This is a genomic window from Altererythrobacter rubellus, from assembly GCF_030284385.1.
Taxonomy (GTDB): domain Bacteria; phylum Pseudomonadota; class Alphaproteobacteria; order Sphingomonadales; family Sphingomonadaceae; genus Erythrobacter; species Erythrobacter rubellus.
On sequence record NZ_CP127221.1, the window covers coordinates 2,008,497 to 2,026,458 of the forward strand.

Here is a 17,962-nt window from a genome sequence, read left to right on the forward strand (position 1 = left end):
CCGAAAGTTCCACCACATGCCAGCTTTAAACACCTCCCCTCTAATCCCGCGCGGTGACCTGTTTGGCAATCCGACCCGCGCAGCCGGCAAGATCAGCCCGGACGGGCAATGGCTCAGCTGGCTCGCACCAAAGGACGGCGTGCTCAATATCTGGATAGCGCCAGCGGACAACCCCGATCAAGCGAAGGCGATGACCGATGCCACAGATCGACCGATCCGGCAGTATTTCTGGTCTCCGGATTCGCAGAGCCTGCTCTACATTCAGGACAAGGGCGGGGATGAAAATTTCCTCTTGTATGGAGTCAATATTGCAAGTGGCGAGGAAACCACGCTGACACCATTCGAGAACACGCGTGTCGATATTGTTGGCGGATCAGAGAGCATCCGCGACAAAATCCTGGTCGGACTCAACAACCGCGATCCGGAATTCCATGACGTTCACCTGCTCGACTTGAACAGCGGTGAGCTGACACTGGTCATAGAGAACAACAGCTACGCCGGGTTCATGGCGGATGACACGTTGACCGTCCGTATGGCACTGCGTCAGAACGAAGCTGGCGGCACAGACTACTTCCGCGTGGTCGATAACAAAGTGGAGGAAGAGCCTTTCACTTCGACAGAAATGGAAGACGCGCTAACCACCAGCCCTGCTGGCTACACCCGTGACGGATCAATCCTTTATTGGCTCGACAGCCGTGATCGCAACACAGCTGCGCTTTTCGCAGAGGATGTCGCGAGTGGTGAGCGCACGCTGATTGCGGAGAATGACAGAGCCGATATTGGCGGCACAATCCGCGACCGCGAAACTGGCGAAGTCCAGGCATATTCGGTGAACTATTTGAAGACCGAATGGACCGCGCTTGATGCTGACATCGGTGCATCGCTCGATTGGCTCGGCACACAACTTGAGGGTGAGTATGGCATTTCCAGCCGTACCGATGATGATCAAACATGGATCGTCTGGAACGATCCGCTGACCGCCCCGACCGCGACCTATATCTATGACCGTCAGGCGCAAACACTCACGCCGTTCTATGTCACCAGACCAGAACTGGAAGGCGCACCGCTTCAGCCAATGTATCCGGTAGAGATTGCCAGCCGCGACGGACTGACTCTGCCTTCTTATCTCACGCTGCCTGCCGGCGTTGCAATGGACGGCAATGGCAGCCCCAGCGCATCATCGCCAATGGTTTTGCTGGTGCATGGCGGCCCGTGGGCACGCGATGATTACGGCTTCAACTCGATCCACCAGATGCTGGCCAACCGCGGATACGCTGTGCTTAGCGTCAATTTCCGCGGCTCGACCGGTTTCGGCAAGGACTTCCTCAATGCGGCGAACAAGCAGTGGGGCCTAGCCATGCATGACGATCTGATCGATGCCACCAATTGGGCAATCACGCAGGGGATCACCGGCAAGGATCAGGTCGCGATTATGGGCGGCTCATACGGCGGCTACGCTACGCTGGCCGGTCTTGCCTTCACGCCCGAAACCTTTGCCTGTGGTGTCGACATCGTTGGCCCTTCCAACCTCGAAACTCTACTTGACACCATCCCGCCCTATTGGGCGCCATTGGTCAAGATTTTCCATGAGCGCATGGGTGATCCCAATACCGAAGAAGGTCTGGCACTGCTCAAGGCGGCCAGCCCGCTTTACAAGGCAGACCAGATTACCAAACCGTTGTTGATCGCGCAGGGCGCAAACGATCCGCGCGTCAAGCAGGCGGAGAGCGACCAGATCGTTGGCGCGATGAAAGACGCGGGAATTCCGGTAACCTACGTGCTCTATCCTGATGAAGGCCACGGGTTCGCGAAGCCAACCAACAACATCGCCTTTTTCGCAATTGCCGAAAACTTCCTTGCCGAATGTCTGGGGGCGCGCGCCGAGCCGCTGGGTGATGTGCTTTTACCTTCGAGTGCTGAAATTCTCGAAGGCGCAGAGCATGTTGCAGGCTTGGCTAACGCGCTGGCGGAGTGATCGCGCTACCTTCAGTGATGTAAATAGCTGACAAACGGGTTTCAGCGAGCTACCCATCCTGCAACACAAGGATGGGAGAGAAACGTTGAGCGATCGCAAGAGCATTTTCATCACTGGCGGCGGGTCAGGCATTGGCCGCGAAGTCGCGATCTATTTCGCGAAGCGCGGCTGGTTTGTCGGCATCGCGGATATCAGCGATGCGGGCATGCAGGAAACGCTTGGCATGATCGAAGGCGGCTTCAAATATGCGCACAAGCTCGACGTGCGGGATCGCGCCGCATGGGATGAAGCGCTCAACGCTTTTTCAACGGCGGCTGGTGGCCGGATCGACGTTGTGTTCAACAATGCCGGCATCGGCCATGGCGGGCCAATCATCGAGCAGCCCACCAATGAAGTTGAGGCGCTGCTGGACGTTAACCTGAAGGGCGTGATCTACGGCGCGCAAGCCGCGCATCCGCACCTCAAGAAAACCGCGCCCGGATCAGCCCTGATCAACACCGCCAGCCTGGCCGGAATCATTGGTGCACCCAACCTATCTGTCTATTGCGCCACCAAATGGGCTGTGCGCGGATTGACCAACAGTCTCGACGCAGAATGGGCGGAAGACGGTATCAAGGTTGCCTCGCTGTGCCCCGGCTTCATCGACACGCCGATCATCGAACAAACGGCAGAGGGAACCAACCAATCGGTGAAGGAACAGCTGGTCGATGCGGGGGTAGAAGTGAACCCCGTTTCCATCGTGCCTGAAGTAGTGTGGAACGCGGTGCATGGCGACAAGCTCGATTATACCGTTGGCAAAATGGCCAAGCGCCTGTTGTTCCTCTCGCGCTGGATGCCGGGCAAGGTGCGTAAGGAAATGCGCACCAACGGCATCGGCACCGAGGATATGAAAACAGCGAGCTAAAGCAGCGCGTCGATTGCAGCGGCCATAACAGCGTCGCGTTCAGACAAGCCACCTGCATCATGCGTGGTGAGCGTGATCTCGACGCGGTTGTAGACGTTGAACCATTCGGGGTGATGGTCATGGCTTTCCGCCAGCAAAGCAACGCGGTTCATGAAGACCCAGGCTTCGCTGAAATCGCCAAACTGGAACTTACGCTCAATCGCTTTGCCGTCGCGCGCAATCGACCATTCTGGGTGCGCGGTTAGCAGCGTGTCGCATTCGGCATCGGTTAGCTGGGGGACTGACATGATCCATCTCCTTGTTATGGCACACCCTTTCGCTTAACGCTGCGGATCATGCAAGCACGCCTCACAGCTACAGACCTTGCCTGCCGACGCGGGGAGCGTTTGCTGTTTCGCGGGCTGTCGCTGGATTTGAGCGCGGGCGATGTGCTGCACGTGACTGGTGAAAATGGCACGGGCAAGACGAGCTTGCTACGTATTCTGGCTGGCCTGCTCAGCCCCTATTCCGGCGAAGTATCGCACGAAGGCGCAATCGGCATGCTTGATGAGCGGCCCGCGCTTGATCCGGATCAGCCGCTGGGCGAGGCCTTGCGTTTCTGGCAGCAAGTCGACGGGTGCGCCGATCCCGCTGAGGCGATAACCGCCATGGAATTGGTCCCACTGCTGGAAGTGCCGGTGCGCTACCTCTCGACCGGGCAGCGCAAGCGCGCGGCGATGGCGCGGCTGCTGTGTCAGCAAGCTCCAATCTGGCTGCTCGATGAGCCGCTGAGCGGGCTGGATGATCGCGCGCAAGCACGCATTGCCGAAACCGTCAGCGCGCATGCCGCAGCGGGGGGAATTGTCGTGCTGGCATCGCATCAGCCGATTGCGGTCGAGCGGCTGAGCGCGTTTGCTCTGGCGGAGTATGTCGTGTGATCTGGCCGCTGCTCAAACGCGATCTGCGCATGTTGTTGCTTGGCGGTGGGCGCGGCGGCGGAGCCATGCTGCCACTGCTGTTTTTCTTGGGCGTTGCGATGTTGTATCCGTTTGCGGTTGGTCCCAACGCGCCATTGCTCGCGAAAACCGGTGGCGGGGTGCTGTGGATCGCGGCGCTGCTCGCGGCGATCCTGCCACTGGATCGGCTGGTGCTGCCCGATGTCGAGCTGGGCCTGTTCGATCAGCTCAAGCTGCGCGGCGTGACCGAAGAAGTGGTGATGGCGGTCCGGCTGTTCGCGCATTGGCTCAGCTTTGGGCCGCTGTTGATGCTGGCGTGCTTTCCCGCCACTGCGCTGCTCAATCTGGACGGCGCAACTTTGCAACTTCTGTTGCTTGGATTGCTCGCAGGAACGCCGGGCCTTGCGGCTGTAGGTCTGATGATTGCTGCACTGACAGCAGGCTTGCGCACAGGCGCGGCACTATCTGGGCTGCTGCTAATCCCGCTCGCGCTGCCGATCCTGATCTTCGGCGCGGGCGCTCTCGAACGCAGCGATCCGGCAACGCTGGGCTTTTCGGCGGCGATCAGCCTGCTGCTGGTTGCAATCACACCCTTCGCAGCAGGCGCGGCTATTCGAGCTGGGAGAGAGGGATAGAAATGTCCGCTAACGACCCAATTGCGGACGGATGTTCAATGGCCCGGAAGTTACTACAGACCCAATCTATTTTATTGTCAGTCGGTCCCGCGTTCGGCTTCCTTAGCGACTAAATATAGATAGTCGACGTAAGCCATCGTTGCTTCATCGAGGCCGTTAACCTTGGGATCGGTGCTTTCAATCAGGAACCATTCGTTGGGTGCATGCGCACCTCCTCCGCGGCTGAGGCCAAACTGCGATGCCGGGAGATTGAGCGGCGCTCCGTTAAAGATCACGCCCGGCCAGCTACCGGCACTTCGTGGTCTGATTGAATAAGCTATCCCGTTCTGTTCGAAGAGCCTCTTCTGCGCCTTGATCAGAATACTGTCTTCATCGGTTTCATTCGGACCATAGCCGCCTGAAATCGTTACCTGCACATCATCAAAACCACGTTTGGCAAGATGCGCCTCCAACTTTTTGACTGCCTCGTCCTTAGTCATTGCCGGGACAAGGCGAAACTCGAGTTTGGCTTCGGCCCGGCCTGGCAAAATTGTCTTGCCCCCGGGGCCTGTATAGCCTGCGACCAGCCCTTGAATGTTGACGGTGGGCTGAGAATAAAATCTTTCAAGGCTTGTGATATAGGGTAGGTCGTCGATCCAACTTCCGATGCCCAGGAGCTCTTTGGCCTGATCTTCGGGATTTAGCTTTGCGCCTTCGGCAATCAATTGCTTTTGCCGGTCAGTAAGCGGCCTGACATTTTCAAACCAACCATCGATGGCAGGAGTGTGCCCATCGTCGGCGACCAGCGTGTCGAGAGCCTTGACGAGCCGCCATGCCGGGCTCTCGATCCGAGCGTGATTTGACGAATGGATGTCGGTCTTAGGATATTTGTCGGAAGTCTCGCCTCCGACGACGAGCTGAAACTCAACTGCGCCCTTGGCACCAAGAGTAATATTTGCGCTGCCATCCTTGCTCTGCGCGGCAGAGGGAATGAATACGCCAATAGACTTTGCTAGCGCTTCTTGCACTTCAGGCACCGCAACGACCTGATCAAAGTGCGTTGAGGCAATCTCTTCCTCGCCCTCGGCGACCAGAACAATATTGACGGGAAGTTGGCGGCCGCTTGCCTGAATCGCTTTGAGCGCAGCCAGGAATGCCGTTTGTGGCCCCTTTTGATTGACCGCTCCGCGCCCTACTATCGTTAAGCCTTCGTCATGGCGCTCAACCAGATTGCCTTCAAGTGGGTGGGAATCCCATTCCGATGGGTCGAACTGCTTCACATCATACATGAAGTATATGCCGAGGGTAGTTTCTGCCCCTGCATCGAGTGTCGCAAATACTGCCGGTAGTCCGTCTGTTGGAATGATCTTGGCAGTCTGGAAGCCTGCATCAAGCGCCAATTGCTGCATATATTCGGCACCCTGCGGCGTGTTGAGTTTTTCGGCGGCTATGGTTGGCAAGGCAATCCAGTCCTGTAGTGACTTTACCGTTGCGTCGTGCTGCTCTTCCACCGTTAGTACGATCTCTGCGCGATCGGGTGTCTCTGCCGCGACGGGCACCACTGCGAGCGCAATAAGCGCAACTGCGACGAGCCTAGAAGACCGACGAACCATAATCCCTCCTATATTCAGACAACACGACAGAAGGCATCAGGCTGTCTCTGTTCCACAACCGCTTTTCGCAGGGTAGCAAACGACTTGATCCTCATCTGCGCAAGGCGCAACACAACCGAACCGCCAAGTGTCCGCTTTCGACCCCAGTTTCGGACGTTACGCATAAGGCGGCTTATCCAGACCTTTCGGGCTTTTGGTAAAAAGCTCCGCACCGTTTTCAGTGAGTCCAATCGAATGCTCGAATTGCGCGCTTAGCGACTTGTCGCGGGTCACCGCTGTCCAGCCATCGCCCAGCACTTTCGCCCAGGGCTTGCCTCCGTTGATCATCGGTTCGATGGTGAAGAACATGCCCGGCTTTAGCTCAGGCCCCGTACCCGCCTTCGCCGCGTGCACCACTTCGGGCGCATCATGGAACAAGCGCCCTAGCCCGTGGCCGCAAAATTCGCGCACCACGCCATAGCGGAACTGGCGCGCATGTGCCTCGATCGCTGCGCCAATATCGCCCAGCCGCGCGCCGGGTTTGCTTGCCGCTTCGATCCCCAGCATCAGGCATTCATAGGTCACATCGACCAGCCTCTTGGCCTTGATCGAGGGTTCCCCGGCAAAGAACATGCGGCTGGTGTCGCCATGCCAGCCATCGAGCAGCGGCGTGACATCGATATTGACGATATCGCCATCCTTCAGCGCCTTGTCCCCCGGAATGCCGTGGCAAATCACATGGTTGATCGAGGTACAGCAACTGTGCGCATAGCCGCGATAACCCAGAGTTGCAGGCACTGCGCCCGCGTCCAGCATCATGCCGCGCGCGAAATCGTCAATCTCACCGGTCGTCACACCGGGCTTCACGAATTCGGTTAGCTCGTCGAGGATTTCTGCGGCAAGGCGCCCGGCCTTGCGCATACCCTCGAACCCCTCGGGTCCATGCAGCTTAATCGTGCCGTCGCGGTAGACGGTCTCACTTCCATCGATGACTTGGTACTGGTGCATGCCGCACACATAGCGATGGATGCGCAAAATTGCGAGTGACAAGCGCCATATCGTGACTAAGTAGCGCACATGAGCAAAAAAGACGCGTTGATACAGCCTGATCGCGGACAATCCGCGACGTCCATTCACCTGGTTACCAAGGACAGATTCGAGGATTGGCTCAAGCCGCTGTCCGCAGGGCAACGCGCCGCAATCAAAGCGCAAAAATTCGAAGGCAAGCCCGCGCAGGTAGCCATAGTGCCCGATGGCGACGAATGGTTCGTCGCAGGCGGTGTGGCTGACCTAGAGAAAATGACAAGCTGGTGTCTGGCCAAACTGGCCGAGGATCTGCCCGAAGGCACTTATCGGCTGAAGGATGGTGAGGCTGGCGCGGCGCTGCATGGATGGCAGACAGCGCAGTACAAATTCACCCGCTATGTGAAGCCGGATGAGAGCGCGCCCGGCCCGCGCGTGCTGCTGAGCCAGAAAGCCAAGCATCTGGATAACGCGATTGCCGAAGCTGAAGCGGAAAATCTGGTGCGCGATCTGGTCAACACGCCCGCTGAAGACATGGGCCCTGCGCAGCTAGAGGCCGAATGCGAAAAGCTGGCGAAGACGTATGACGCAAAACTCAAAGTGGTCAAAGGTGATGCGCTGGAGAAAGACTATCCGATGGTTCATGCCGTGGGTCGTGCGGCCGCGCGCCACCATGCACCACGGTTGATACGGCTTGAGTGGGGCAACGAAAAACACCCCAAGGTCGCGATTGTCGGCAAAGGCGTTTGTTTTGACTCTGGCGGGCTGGATGTGAAACCGGCGGCTGGAATGAAACTGATGAAGAAGGATATGGGCGGCGCAGCGCATGCTATTGCGCTGGCTGGCCTGGTCATGAATGCGAAGCTGCCTGTACGGTTGCAGCTCTTAATCCCTGCAGTTGAGAACGCGATTGCCGGCAATTCTTTCCGCCCCGGCGATATCCTCAAGACGCGCAAGGGCTTGACCGTCGAGATCGGCAATACCGATGCCGAAGGCCGCCTGATCCTGGGCGACGCGCTTACCCGCGCAAGCGAGGATGATCCAGACCTTATCCTCGATTTCGCTACGCTGACAGGAGCCGCGCGTGTGGCGCTCGGGCCGGACCTCCCTGCCCTGATGACCCGCAAGGACGGAACCGCGCAGGCACTGATCGACGCGGGCAAGACATGTGATGACGAGCCATGGAGACTGCCCTTGCCAGAGACATACCGCGAATGGCTGAAGTCTGACGTGGCTGATATGAACAATATCTCCAGCAATGCCTTTGCCGGGGCCAGTGTAGCCGGCCTCTTCCTCGACAAGTTCGTTGGCGACGGAATTGACTGGGCGCATTTCGACACCTTCGCATGGCGTCCTTCGGCCAAGCCGGGCCGGCCGGCAGGCGGTGCCGCCTACGGCCTGCGTGCAGCTTTCCACATGTTGCGCGCGCGCTACTCTGGCGAATAACCCGCAAACGGCTAACTTGCCGGAAAGGCGCGATGTGTATAAGCGCCCGCGAAATCCGTAAAAAACGGGTCCAAATGCACAGGGGATGCGCGCCGGATGAGCGACGTAACGACATATGAGGTTCCCGACGGGCCGCTCAACCTGGCAGGACCTGTCGCGCGCCCTGCACCAGGAACCTTGCCCCTTCGCGGAGACCTTGCGCATATCGCACTGGCGGGCCGGCATCTTGCTGCGCATTACGTCATCCCCACACAGCGCCACATTGGCGATGCAGCGGTTGAGATGCATCTTGCCGGTCGTGACGATAGCGATGTTGTGAGAGAACTTGCCACTGGCACAGCGCTAGAAGTACTTGATATTGCAGGTGAATGGGCCTGGGTATGTCTCGCACCAGAGGGCCCCTCCGGCTATGTGCGGATTGCGCAGCTTGCGCCCGCTGACACCTGATTAGTGCGCCAATGACAACCCGTATCTTCATCGATGGAGCTGTTGGCACGACCGGTCTGGAAATCCGTGACCGGCTCAAGGATCGCAGCGAGTTTGAGCTGATTGTGCTTGATGATGCCCAACGCAAGGACGAAGCCGCGCGCAAGGACGCGCTACACGCTGCGGACATCGCGATCCTGTGCTTGCCCGACGACGCTGCGAAAGACGCGGTGAAGCTGGCGCAAGGTTCGAATACGCGAATGATCGACGCATCATCCGCCCACCGCGTGGCCGAGGGCTGGACTTATGGCTTCCCGGAGCTGATCGGTCATGAGAAGATTGCCGATGCGCAATTCGTCTCAAATCCCGGATGCTATCCAACAGGGTTTCTGGCTTTGGTCGCGCCGCTTGTCAGGGCAGGATTGCTGCCAGCCGACTGGCCTTATGCGGTCAATGCCGTGAGCGGATATTCGGGCGGCGGCAATGCGCTGATCGAACGGTTCGAAGCTGAAACAGACATCGCATTCCGGACATATAGCCTGGATCTGGCGCATAAACACCTGCCCGAGATGTCGCTGCACGCAGAGCTGATGCATCCGGTATTGTTCGCACCTTCTGTCGTGCCCGCGCATCGCGGTATGATCGTAGAGGTTCCGTTGCATCTGGGCGCGATGGCTAACGAACCTCACGCGGATCAGTTACGCGATGCTCTGCGCGAATTTTACGCCGCGTCACAAATTGTCAGTGTGGTTGATGGCGAAGTGCCCGCAGAGCTGCTGCTCTTGCAAGGCGCAGCACCGCATGACGGTCTGTCGCTGCATGTGTTCGCCAACGAGGGTGGATGGAATGCACGGCTGATCGCTGAGCTCGACAATCTCGGCAAGGGTGCCAGCGGCGCGGCGGTGCAGAATCTCAACATCATGTGCGGATTGCCGGAGACGACCGGACTACGGCTCAACTGAGATCGCTGCCTAATATTTAGGCAGAACCCGTCCGACTCTTGGGCAATCTATACCCGTTTGCGCGCACTTACGATCGCTTCGCCTCCATCTAAGTGATTGGCACGATTCTTGAATGTTCACGCGCATCTCTTGAGCGCGGTCCAATATCTGCGCCCCATTCGGAAGCAGGCCATCACGTGAAAAAGATCGAAGCGATCATCAAACCCTTCAAGCTCGACGAAGTGAAGGAAGCGCTGCACGAAATCGGCGTATCGGGCATCACCGTCACCGAAGCGAAGGGTTTTGGCCGCCAAAAGGGCCATACGGAGCTTTATCGCGGCGCGGAATATGTCGTCGACTTTCTGCCCAAGGTAAAACTCGAAGTCGTCGTGAATGACGAGATCGCTGAACGCGTGGTTGAGGCGGTGGCTGCTGCTGCGCAGACAGGCCGCATCGGTGATGGAAAGATCTTCGTTTCGCCCATCGAAGGAGCCCTGCGCATTCGCACCGGCGAAAGAGATAACGACGCAATCTAAGTTTGGCGGGGATTCTCCCCACCCAATGTAACCAATGCCCAAATCCGAACCGGGCAAAACAAGACACTTAAGCTGGAGGCAAAATTCCAATGAGCACTGCCAAGGATATCATCGCGAAGATCAAGGAACACGAGGTTGAGTGGGTCGACCTGCGTTTCACCGATCCGAAGGGCAAGTGGCAGCATCTGACGATGTGCGCCGGAGTTATGGGCGAAGACGAATTCGAAGACGGGCTGATGTTTGACGGCTCTTCGATCGCAGGCTGGAAAGCGATCAACGAGTCAGACATGATCCTGAAGCCAGACCTGTCTGAAACATGGCTTGACCCTTTCAGCGCGACACCGATGCTGATCGTCAATTGCGACATCGTGGAGCCGTCAACCGGCGATTGGTACAGCCGCGACCCGCGCACGACAGCCAAACGCGCCGAAGCTTACCTGAAAAGCACAGGCGTTGGCGACACCGTCTATGTCGGACCGGAAGCGGAGTTCTTCATGTTCGACGATGTGCGCTTCGAAGACGGCTATGCCGGTTCTGGCTTCGCGATCGACGATATCGAACTGCCGACCAACACCGGCAAAGAATATGAAGCGGGCAACCTGGGCCATCGGCCACGGGCCAAGGGGGGATACTTCCCCGTTGCTCCGGTTGACAGCTGCATGGACATCCGCGGTGAAATGGTTGCCACGATGCTGGAAATGGGCCTGCCTTGCGACAAGCACCACCACGAAGTGGCAGCCGCGCAGCACGAGCTGGGCCTGACATATGGTACGCTGGTACAAACAGCCGACCGTATGCAGATCTACAAGTATGTCGTGCAGCAAGTCGCGCACGCATATGGCAAATCAGCGACCTTCATGCCGAAGCCGATCAAGGAAGATAACGGTTCAGGCATGCACACCCACATGTCGATCTGGGCCGATGGCAAGCCGACTTTCGCCGGTAACGAATATGCGGGTCTTTCAGAGAACTGCCTTTATTACATCGGCGGTGTGATCAAGCACGCCAAGGCGCTGAACGCCTTCACCAACCCGACCACCAACAGCTACAAGCGTTTGGTACCAGGTTTCGAAGCACCGGTTCTGCTGGCGTATTCGGCCCGCAACCGCTCGGCATCGTGCCGTATTCCTTACGGTGCAGGCGACAAGGCGAAGCGCGTCGAATTCCGCTTCCCGGATGCGATGGCCAACCCGTATCTTGCCTACTCGGCGCTGCTGATGGCTGGCCTTGATGGTATCACCAACAAGATCCACCCGGGCGAAGCAATGGACAAGAACCTCTACGACCTGCCACCGGCAGAGCTCGCCGAAGTTCCGACCGTGTGCGGCAGCTTGCGTGAGGCACTCGAAGCACTCGAAGCCGATCACGAGTTCCTTCTGAAGGGCGATGTCTTCACCAAAGACCAGATCGATGCCTATGCCGAGCTGTTGTGGGAACAGGTGATCCGCACCGAAACCACGCCATGCCCAGTCGAATACGATATGTATTACAGCGCGTAACTGAGACAGTTTCAATTAAAACAAAGGCCGTTCGGAACGATCCGGGCGGCCTTTTCTTTGTTTAGCTAGCGATCCGAGTGTAGGCCTTCGCGAACTTTCTCGAGACGCTCGATGATGCAATCGTTTGTGCGGGCGGCGACAAACGCGCTTGCGAACGACTTCGGCCCGCTTGACGAATGAACGCCGGCTCAGAGGCATTCGAGCTTATGAAACGCTTTGGGGGTTGCGCGTCGCAGCGAGCCGATGGCCTTATCGAAGGCCACCCGGATCCTGGCACAGGTGGTGCACCATGGACGATCGGCTGGGGAGCGACCTGTGCAGATGTCAGCCCCGGGACGGTCTGGACCCAGGAACAATGCGATGCGCGTTTGGCCGAAGACGTCGCGCGCCACGCAGCGGACGTGACCGAGGCGTTAGGCAATGTTCCGACGACCAGCCAGGCGCAGTTCGATGCCTTGGTCAGCTTTCACTACAATACCGGTGCAATCCGCTGGGCCACACTGACCACGAAACACCGTAAGGGCGACTACGCTGGTGCAAGCGAAGAATTTGCGCGGTGGAACAAAGCCGGCGGGTGAGTGCTGAAAGGGCTGGCCAGGCGCAGACAGGCCGAAGGCCGCGTCTATGCGAGCGCTTGACGCACCGGCTCAAAAGTCTTCGAGTCTGGGCTGCTTGCCGTCTTTCCCGGTGGGGTTGGGAACCGGATTGCCAGGCTTGGTCGCATTCGCGATCAAGCGCTGATGCTCTTCCTTGCCAATTCGGACCCAACCGTCACGGGTAAGCTTTTCTAACGGGCGATAGCGCACTTTGTATTGCATGCGCGGCGATCCCTCGACCCAATAGCCGAGGTAAACATAGGACAGACCCTCGGCGGCAGAGCGGCGGACATGATCAAGAATGATGTAGTCACCCAGGCCGGAACGCGCGCCATGGTCAGCGTCATAAAAGCTGTAAATCATCGAAAGGCCGTCGCTCTGACGATCCGTCAGGCAAACCCCTACCAATCGGCCTGGCTGTCCGGTAGCTGTCGGTTCGCGATATTCGATCATGACAGAGGAAACGGGCGTATGCTCGACCATGTCGGCAAAATCCATCTCGTCCATCGCGGCCATTCCGCCATCGGGATGGCGGGTGCTGAGGTATTGGCGCAGCAGATCGAACTGTTCGTTGGTCGCCCAAGGGCGGCATTCGGTCGCAATCAAATCGCCATTGCGTTTGAGGTTGCGGCGCTGAGAATTGGAGGCTGCAAAATCGGTCGCCGATACACGCACAGAAATGCACGCCTGACAGTCCAGACAGCTGGGGCGATACGCCACAGTCTGACTGCGGCGAAAGCCAATGCGGCCCAATGCTTCGTTCAATTGCTCGGCATGCGGACCCTTGAGCTCCGTGAACACTTTCCGTTCACTGCGGCCAGGCAGGTACGCGCAAGGTGCCGGACTGGTCACGAAGAAACGAGGAAAGCGTATCGGTGCTGTCACGAGCCTAACAAGGTCCTTAGTCCTGCCAAACGGAATCACGCAGAGGCGTGAGTTAAGACATTGTTATGCCTTTTCGGGGCGCTCGGTAAAAGGTCTTTAACCATGGCGTATGGTTAATATCGCCATCAGGCGGGGGTAAGTCAGGTCAAGTCATTGTAAAAATGACTAATCTAATTCGACCAGGCTTACTGTATAGTCTTTCTGTCTCAACGCCTTAACCAAGGCATCAAGCTGTTCGCGGTCTCTTGCCTCGCATTCGATGTCTGTGATCAGGCCCTTTGCAGGCAGCGACGTAAAGATTCGCTGGTGGTAAATCTCGATGATATTGACGTTGTGCTCGTTAAACTCGCGCATCACTTTGAACAAAGCGCCCGGCCGGTCTTGCAGCTTGACGCGAACGCGTGCGAGGCGGCCCTGACGGGCCAGATCACGCAGCAGGACATTGGCCAGCAAGCGCGTGTCGATGTTGCCACCGCAAAGCACCAGACCGACTTTCTTGCCTGCAAACCTCTCCGGATTGGCAAGAACCGCGGCAAGCCCTGCCGCACCAGCACCTTCAACCACAGTCTTCTCGATCTGGAGAAGAAGAGAGACAGCTTTCTCGAGCGAGCGCTCGTCCACGAGCAGTATTTCATCGACCAGCTGCGCGATGATTTTCGAGGTGAACTCGCCCGGTGCCTTCACCGCAATGCCTTCTGCGAGTGTATCACCGCCGCATGCCATATCTTCCCCGCGCACCTTGGCGTACATCGAAGGGAACAGCTCTGCCTGCACACCAATCATCTCGATATCGGGATTGATCGCATCGGCAACTGTCGCCATGCCGGACATTAGCCCGCCACCGCCGATCGGCACAACCATGCAGTCCAGATCCGGCTGCTCTTCCAGCATCTCGATCGCAACGGTACCCTGCCCGGCAGCCACCAGGGGATGATCGAATGGATGCACAAAGGTCAGCCCGCGTTCTTTTTCCAACTGCCGGGCGTGCGCGTGGGCGTCATCAAAGGTCTCGCCTTCTAGGACAACCTTGCCGCCGACACTTTCGGTTTGCATGATCTTCACGGTTGGCGTCGTGCGCGGCATCACGATGGTCACCGGAACACCCAACCGGGTGCCATGATACGAAAGACCTTGGCTATGGTTTCCAGCCGAAGCGGCGATAACACCACGCTGGCGCTGTTCATCGGACAGATGCAACAAGGCGTTGAGCGCTCCACGCTCCTTATACGCCGCAGTGAACTGCAAGTTCTCGAATTTCAGCCAAATCTCGCAGCCGGCAATTTCGGACAGCGTAATTGAGTGCATCATGGGCGTACGCACGACTGCGCCTTCGATCCGCTCAGCGGCGGCTCGGACATCATCAATTGTCAGCGCGGCACGCGCTTCAGCTTCGCTGGCAAAGGCCGGTAGGCTATTCATGGGCGGCGGGATAGGCGTTTGGCCTACGCGCCGCAACGTCAATCAGCCTTTAGTCAATGATAAAAGCGGTTGCAGCGCCGCCAATTCGCATTACCGCACACAGACTATGAAGACACATGGCAAAGTCGCATTCCTTGGGCTTGGTGTGATGGGCGGTCCGATGGCCGGTCATCTCGCACGCGCAGATCACCAAGTCACAGTCTACAATCGCACCAAGGCACGGGTGGAAGAATGGCAGGCCAAGTGGGCTGACGAAGGGCTACAGCTTTCTGGTGCAGGCACGCCTGCCGAAGCTGCGCGCGGAGCAGACATAGTTTTCACCTGTGTCGGCAATGATCAGGACGTCAAGCAGGTCATACTGGGAGAGAATGGCGCGCTTGAGGCGATGTCTGACGGAGCTTTGATGGTCGATCATACCACGACATCTGCTAATCTAGCGCGCAAACTCTTTGACTCGTGCAGAGCCAAGGGCGTTGGCTTTGTTGATGCACCGGTTTCCGGCGGGCAAGCAGGTGCCGAAAACGGAAAACTTGCGATCATGTGCGGCGGAACCGCTGAAGACATGGAGCGCGCGGCCCCGGTTATGGAATGCTACGCGGCGCGAATTGTCCATGTTGGAGATGCAGGCGCAGGCCAGACGGCCAAGATGGCGAACCAGATGTGCATCGCTGGTGTTCTCGGCGGCTTGAGTGAGGCCATCCGGCTGTCACAAGCCGCTGGTCTCGATCTCGACAAAACCTTGGATGCGATCTCGGGCGGCGCGGCGCAAAGCTGGCAAATGGAGAATCGCTGGCACACCATGGTCAAGGACGAGTTTGATTTTGGCTTCGCGATCGACTGGATGCGCAAAGACCTTGGCTATGCACTCGAAGAAGCGCGCGGCCTGGGTCTGTCAGCCCCCGTGACGGAGCTGGTCGATCAACTCTATGCTGAAATTCAGGCATCGGGCGGAGGGCGGAAAGACACCAGCGCGCTGATCAGCCGATTGCCGAAAGGAGAGAAATGATGTTTCGCAAATTTGCCCTGGCCGGGATCGCCAGCACTGCCACCTTGTTTGCAACACCAGCCTGGGCTGACACGCTGATCGATAATGTGGTGGGTATCACCATCAATGCAGATGGCGAAGTCGAACGATTCACCGGGCTTGTGATTTCGGATGATGGCAAGGTTCGCGAACTCGTAAAGTCGGGTGACCCTCGACCCGGCAGCATCGACTATCAGATCGATGGCGAAGGCCGGGTCATGCTGCCCGGCATGATCGACAGCCATGTCCATGTTATGGGCATTGGTTTTGGCCAACTGACACTCGACCTTTCCCGAACCAACTCGCTGGAAGAAGCACTCGGCGCAGTCCGTAACTTTGCGGAAGCGAACCCCGGTCGTCCCTGGATTATCGGGCGCGGCTGGAACCAGGAGAAATGGGGGCTTGGACGATTTCCGACCGCAGCCGAGCTGGACGCAGTTGTTTCTGACCGTCCGGTGTGGCTTGCTCGCGTGGATGGCCATGCCGGCTGGGCGAATAGCCTTGCCATGTCGAAAGCCAACGTCACGCGAGCATCCACAGATCCAAACGGTGGACGGATCATCCGCGACCCGGCTGGCAACCCTACCGGTGTGTTCATTGATGCGGCTGAAAGCTTCATCAACGCGATTGTGCCTGAACCTCGCCCAAGCGACCGCGATGTTGCGCTTCACAAGGCGCAAGATGTCCTGCTCGCCAGCGGCATCACCGCAGTTGCTGACATGGGCACGTCAGTCGAGGATTGGCAGGCTTTCCGCCGGGCGGGCGACCATGGGTCGCTCAAGATCCGCATCATGGCATATGCAAACGATGTCAAAACGATGGAGCTCATCGCCGGTCCCGCGCCCACACCCTGGCTCTATGAAGACAGGTTACGCCTCAATGGAATAAAGCTGTATCTTGATGGGGCATTGGGATCGAGGGGGGCGGTGCTCAAGCAGCCTTATCATGACGAGAGTGATCATCATGGCTTGGCACTCTTGAGGCCCGCACAGCTTCGCAACCTGATGAGCCGGGCGGCGATGGATGGCTTTCAAACCGCAATCCACGCGATCGGAGATGCCGCTAACGCTGAAGTGCTCGATGCCATTAGCGAGCTTAGTGAAACCTACTCGGGTGACCGGCGCTGGCGGATCGAACATGCTCAAATTGTCGATCCCGATGAAATCGTAAGATTTGGCCAAAACGGCACCATTGCTTCAATGCAACCGCTTCACCAGACAAGCGATCGTTTGATGGCAGAAGCCCGCCTTGGCCCCGATCGGTTGGGCGGCGCCTATGCCTGGCGCAGTATTGCTGCTGCTGGCGCTCCCTTGGCGTTCGGATCCGATGCGCCCGTTGAACCTGCGGATGCATTCGCAGGACTCTCAGTGGCGATCAGCCGGACCGACGCGGATGGTGAGCCATTCGGCGGCTGGCTGCCAGGAGAAACGATTTCACGCGATGTGGCATTGGCCGGATTCACCGCAGACGGAGCCTATGCCGGCTTCGCCGACGGGCGGTTCGGGCGTCTCATCGCTGGAGAACGAGCAGATTTCATTCTGGTCGATCGTGACCCGATGCTTTCCTCGCCCCAAGATATCCGAGAAATGCAAGTCTTGGAGACTTGGATTGGTGGCGAAAGAGTATTTGAAAACAAATGACTGGGTCAGAATGACCGAATAACCAATAACAAATTCGACGTAAAATTTACCTTTGATTCGCATTGGTGCTTGGTGCAGTGGAGCGGTTCTTCGGGACCAGCGTCGCTTTCGTCGCACTCTTGCAACAGAAAAAGGCACATTTGATCGTTTCGGCGACGTTTTGAACCAGTTTGACGACACTGACATACGAATTCAGTCTTGTCTTGTGAGAGACAGTTTCGTAGGAGACAAATGTGTCAAGAAAGTACCCTATAGGAGACACTAGATGAAAATCCGTACTCTCGCAGCAGCTGCTGCGGTCCTCTCGCTGGCAACTGCTCCGGCAATCGCAGAAGTTTCGCTTGACCGTGCTCCGGCACCGGTTGAAGGCGAAAGCCAGCTTCAGGGCGGCTCAGGCCTCCTGATCGCTGTTCTTGCGGCTACTGCAGTTATTGCCGGTATCGTTATCGCTGCAGACGGCGACGACGATCCCGTCAGCCCGTAAGAGGGTTTTCAAGACAAATTAAA

The 17,962-nt window shown here is 57.8% G+C and carries 18 protein-coding genes; 13 read left to right on the top strand and 5 right to left on the bottom strand.

Annotation, left to right across the window (positions count from 1 at the left end):
- Positions 1-16: 16 nt before the first annotated feature.
- Positions 17-1,975 carry a S9 family peptidase gene (locus QQX03_RS10080; RefSeq protein ID WP_285975604.1) on the top strand — a complete coding sequence of 653 codons (1,959 nt, stop codon included), beginning with the start codon at positions 17-19 and terminating at the stop codon, positions 1,973-1,975.
- Between the two features lie 85 nt (positions 1,976-2,060).
- On the top strand, positions 2,061-2,879 hold the full coding sequence (locus tag QQX03_RS10085) for an SDR family oxidoreductase (RefSeq protein WP_285975605.1): 819 nt from the start codon (positions 2,061-2,063) through the stop codon (positions 2,877-2,879).
- On the opposite strand, the gene QQX03_RS10090 is transcribed toward QQX03_RS10085, so the two are convergent.
- Complete coding sequence (locus tag QQX03_RS10090; RefSeq protein WP_285975606.1) at positions 2,876-3,166, bottom strand: 4a-hydroxytetrahydrobiopterin dehydratase; 291 nt, start codon at positions 3,164-3,166, stop codon at positions 2,876-2,878. The genes QQX03_RS10085 and QQX03_RS10090 overlap by 4 nt on opposite strands.
- A 48-nt stretch (positions 3,167-3,214) precedes the next feature.
- Here QQX03_RS10090 and ccmA point away from each other — a divergent pair, with 48 nt between their 5' ends.
- Both ccmA and QQX03_RS10100 read left to right on the top strand, forming a co-directional pair.
- Positions 3,215-3,796 carry a heme ABC exporter ATP-binding protein CcmA gene (ccmA, locus tag QQX03_RS10095; RefSeq protein ID WP_285975607.1) on the top strand — a complete coding sequence of 194 codons (582 nt, stop codon included), beginning with the start codon at positions 3,215-3,217 and terminating at the stop codon, positions 3,794-3,796.
- A complete protein-coding gene (locus QQX03_RS10100) occupies positions 3,793-4,449 on the top strand; it encodes a heme exporter protein CcmB (protein ID WP_432762822.1) in 657 nt (218 codons plus the stop codon). The genes ccmA and QQX03_RS10100 overlap by 4 nt, the downstream gene beginning before the upstream one ends.
- Positions 4,450-4,526: 77 nt before the next feature.
- On the opposite strand, the gene QQX03_RS10105 is transcribed toward QQX03_RS10100, so the two are convergent.
- Positions 4,527-6,041, bottom strand: coding sequence for a M20/M25/M40 family metallo-hydrolase (locus QQX03_RS10105; RefSeq protein WP_285975608.1), 1,515 nt, complete (start codon positions 6,039-6,041; stop codon positions 4,527-4,529).
- A 156-nt stretch (positions 6,042-6,197) separates the two neighbouring features.
- Positions 6,198-7,028 (bottom strand): type I methionyl aminopeptidase, encoded by an 831-nt coding sequence (map, locus tag QQX03_RS10110; protein WP_285977003.1) that lies wholly within the window; start codon positions 7,026-7,028, stop codon positions 6,198-6,200.
- A 69-nt stretch (positions 7,029-7,097) separates the two neighbouring features.
- Between map and QQX03_RS10115 the strand changes: the two genes are divergently transcribed.
- The 6 genes from QQX03_RS10115 to QQX03_RS10140 all read left to right on the top strand — a co-directional run bounded on the left by QQX03_RS10115 (position 7,098) and on the right by QQX03_RS10140 (position 12,469).
- Entirely contained in the window at positions 7,098-8,489 is a 1,392-nt protein-coding gene (locus tag QQX03_RS10115; RefSeq protein ID WP_285975609.1) for a leucyl aminopeptidase family protein, read from the top strand.
- A 96-nt stretch (positions 8,490-8,585) separates the two neighbouring features.
- Positions 8,586-8,936, top strand: coding sequence for a hypothetical protein (locus QQX03_RS10120; RefSeq protein ID WP_285975610.1), 351 nt, complete (start codon positions 8,586-8,588; stop codon positions 8,934-8,936).
- Between the two features lie 11 nt (positions 8,937-8,947).
- Positions 8,948-9,877: an N-acetyl-gamma-glutamyl-phosphate reductase gene (gene argC / locus QQX03_RS10125; protein ID WP_285975611.1), complete on the top strand. Its 930-nt coding sequence runs from the start codon at positions 8,948-8,950 to the stop codon at positions 9,875-9,877.
- 176 nt (positions 9,878-10,053) lie between these two features.
- The gene (locus tag QQX03_RS10130; RefSeq protein WP_285975612.1) at positions 10,054-10,392 is read left to right on the top strand and encodes a P-II family nitrogen regulator; all 339 of its coding nucleotides are present in this window, start codon (positions 10,054-10,056) and stop codon (positions 10,390-10,392) included.
- A gap of 89 nt (positions 10,393-10,481) precedes the next feature.
- A complete protein-coding gene (gene glnA, locus QQX03_RS10135) occupies positions 10,482-11,891 on the top strand; it encodes a type I glutamate--ammonia ligase (protein WP_285975613.1) in 1,410 nt (469 codons plus the stop codon).
- 206 nt (positions 11,892-12,097) lie between these two features.
- Positions 12,098-12,469 carry a lysozyme gene (locus QQX03_RS10140; RefSeq protein WP_285975614.1) on the top strand — a complete coding sequence of 124 codons (372 nt, stop codon included), beginning with the start codon at positions 12,098-12,100 and terminating at the stop codon, positions 12,467-12,469.
- Between the two features lie 69 nt (positions 12,470-12,538).
- Here the strand turns inward: QQX03_RS10140 and QQX03_RS10145 are convergent, their stop codons facing one another.
- Positions 12,539-13,372, bottom strand: coding sequence for an arginyltransferase (locus QQX03_RS10145; RefSeq protein ID WP_285975615.1), 834 nt, complete (start codon positions 13,370-13,372; stop codon positions 12,539-12,541).
- Positions 13,373-13,537: 165 nt separating this feature from the next.
- Positions 13,538-14,791 carry a threonine ammonia-lyase gene (locus tag QQX03_RS10150; protein WP_285975616.1) on the bottom strand — a complete coding sequence of 418 codons (1,254 nt, stop codon included), beginning with the start codon at positions 14,789-14,791 and terminating at the stop codon, positions 13,538-13,540.
- 106 nt (positions 14,792-14,897) lie between these two features.
- On the opposite strand from QQX03_RS10150, the gene QQX03_RS10155 reads away from it, so the two are divergent.
- The 3 genes from QQX03_RS10155 (at position 14,898) to QQX03_RS10165 (ending at position 17,939) form a co-directional block, all read left to right on the top strand.
- Entirely contained in the window at positions 14,898-15,797 is a 900-nt protein-coding gene (locus QQX03_RS10155) for an NAD(P)-dependent oxidoreductase (protein WP_285975617.1), read from the top strand.
- Entirely contained in the window at positions 15,794-17,455 is a 1,662-nt protein-coding gene (locus tag QQX03_RS10160; protein ID WP_285975618.1) for an amidohydrolase, read from the top strand. Before QQX03_RS10155 ends, QQX03_RS10160 begins: the two co-directional genes overlap by 4 nt.
- A 265-nt stretch (positions 17,456-17,720) precedes the next feature.
- Positions 17,721-17,939, top strand: coding sequence for a hypothetical protein (locus tag QQX03_RS10165; protein ID WP_285975619.1), 219 nt, complete (start codon positions 17,721-17,723; stop codon positions 17,937-17,939).
- The last annotated feature ends 23 nt before the right edge of the window (positions 17,940-17,962 follow it).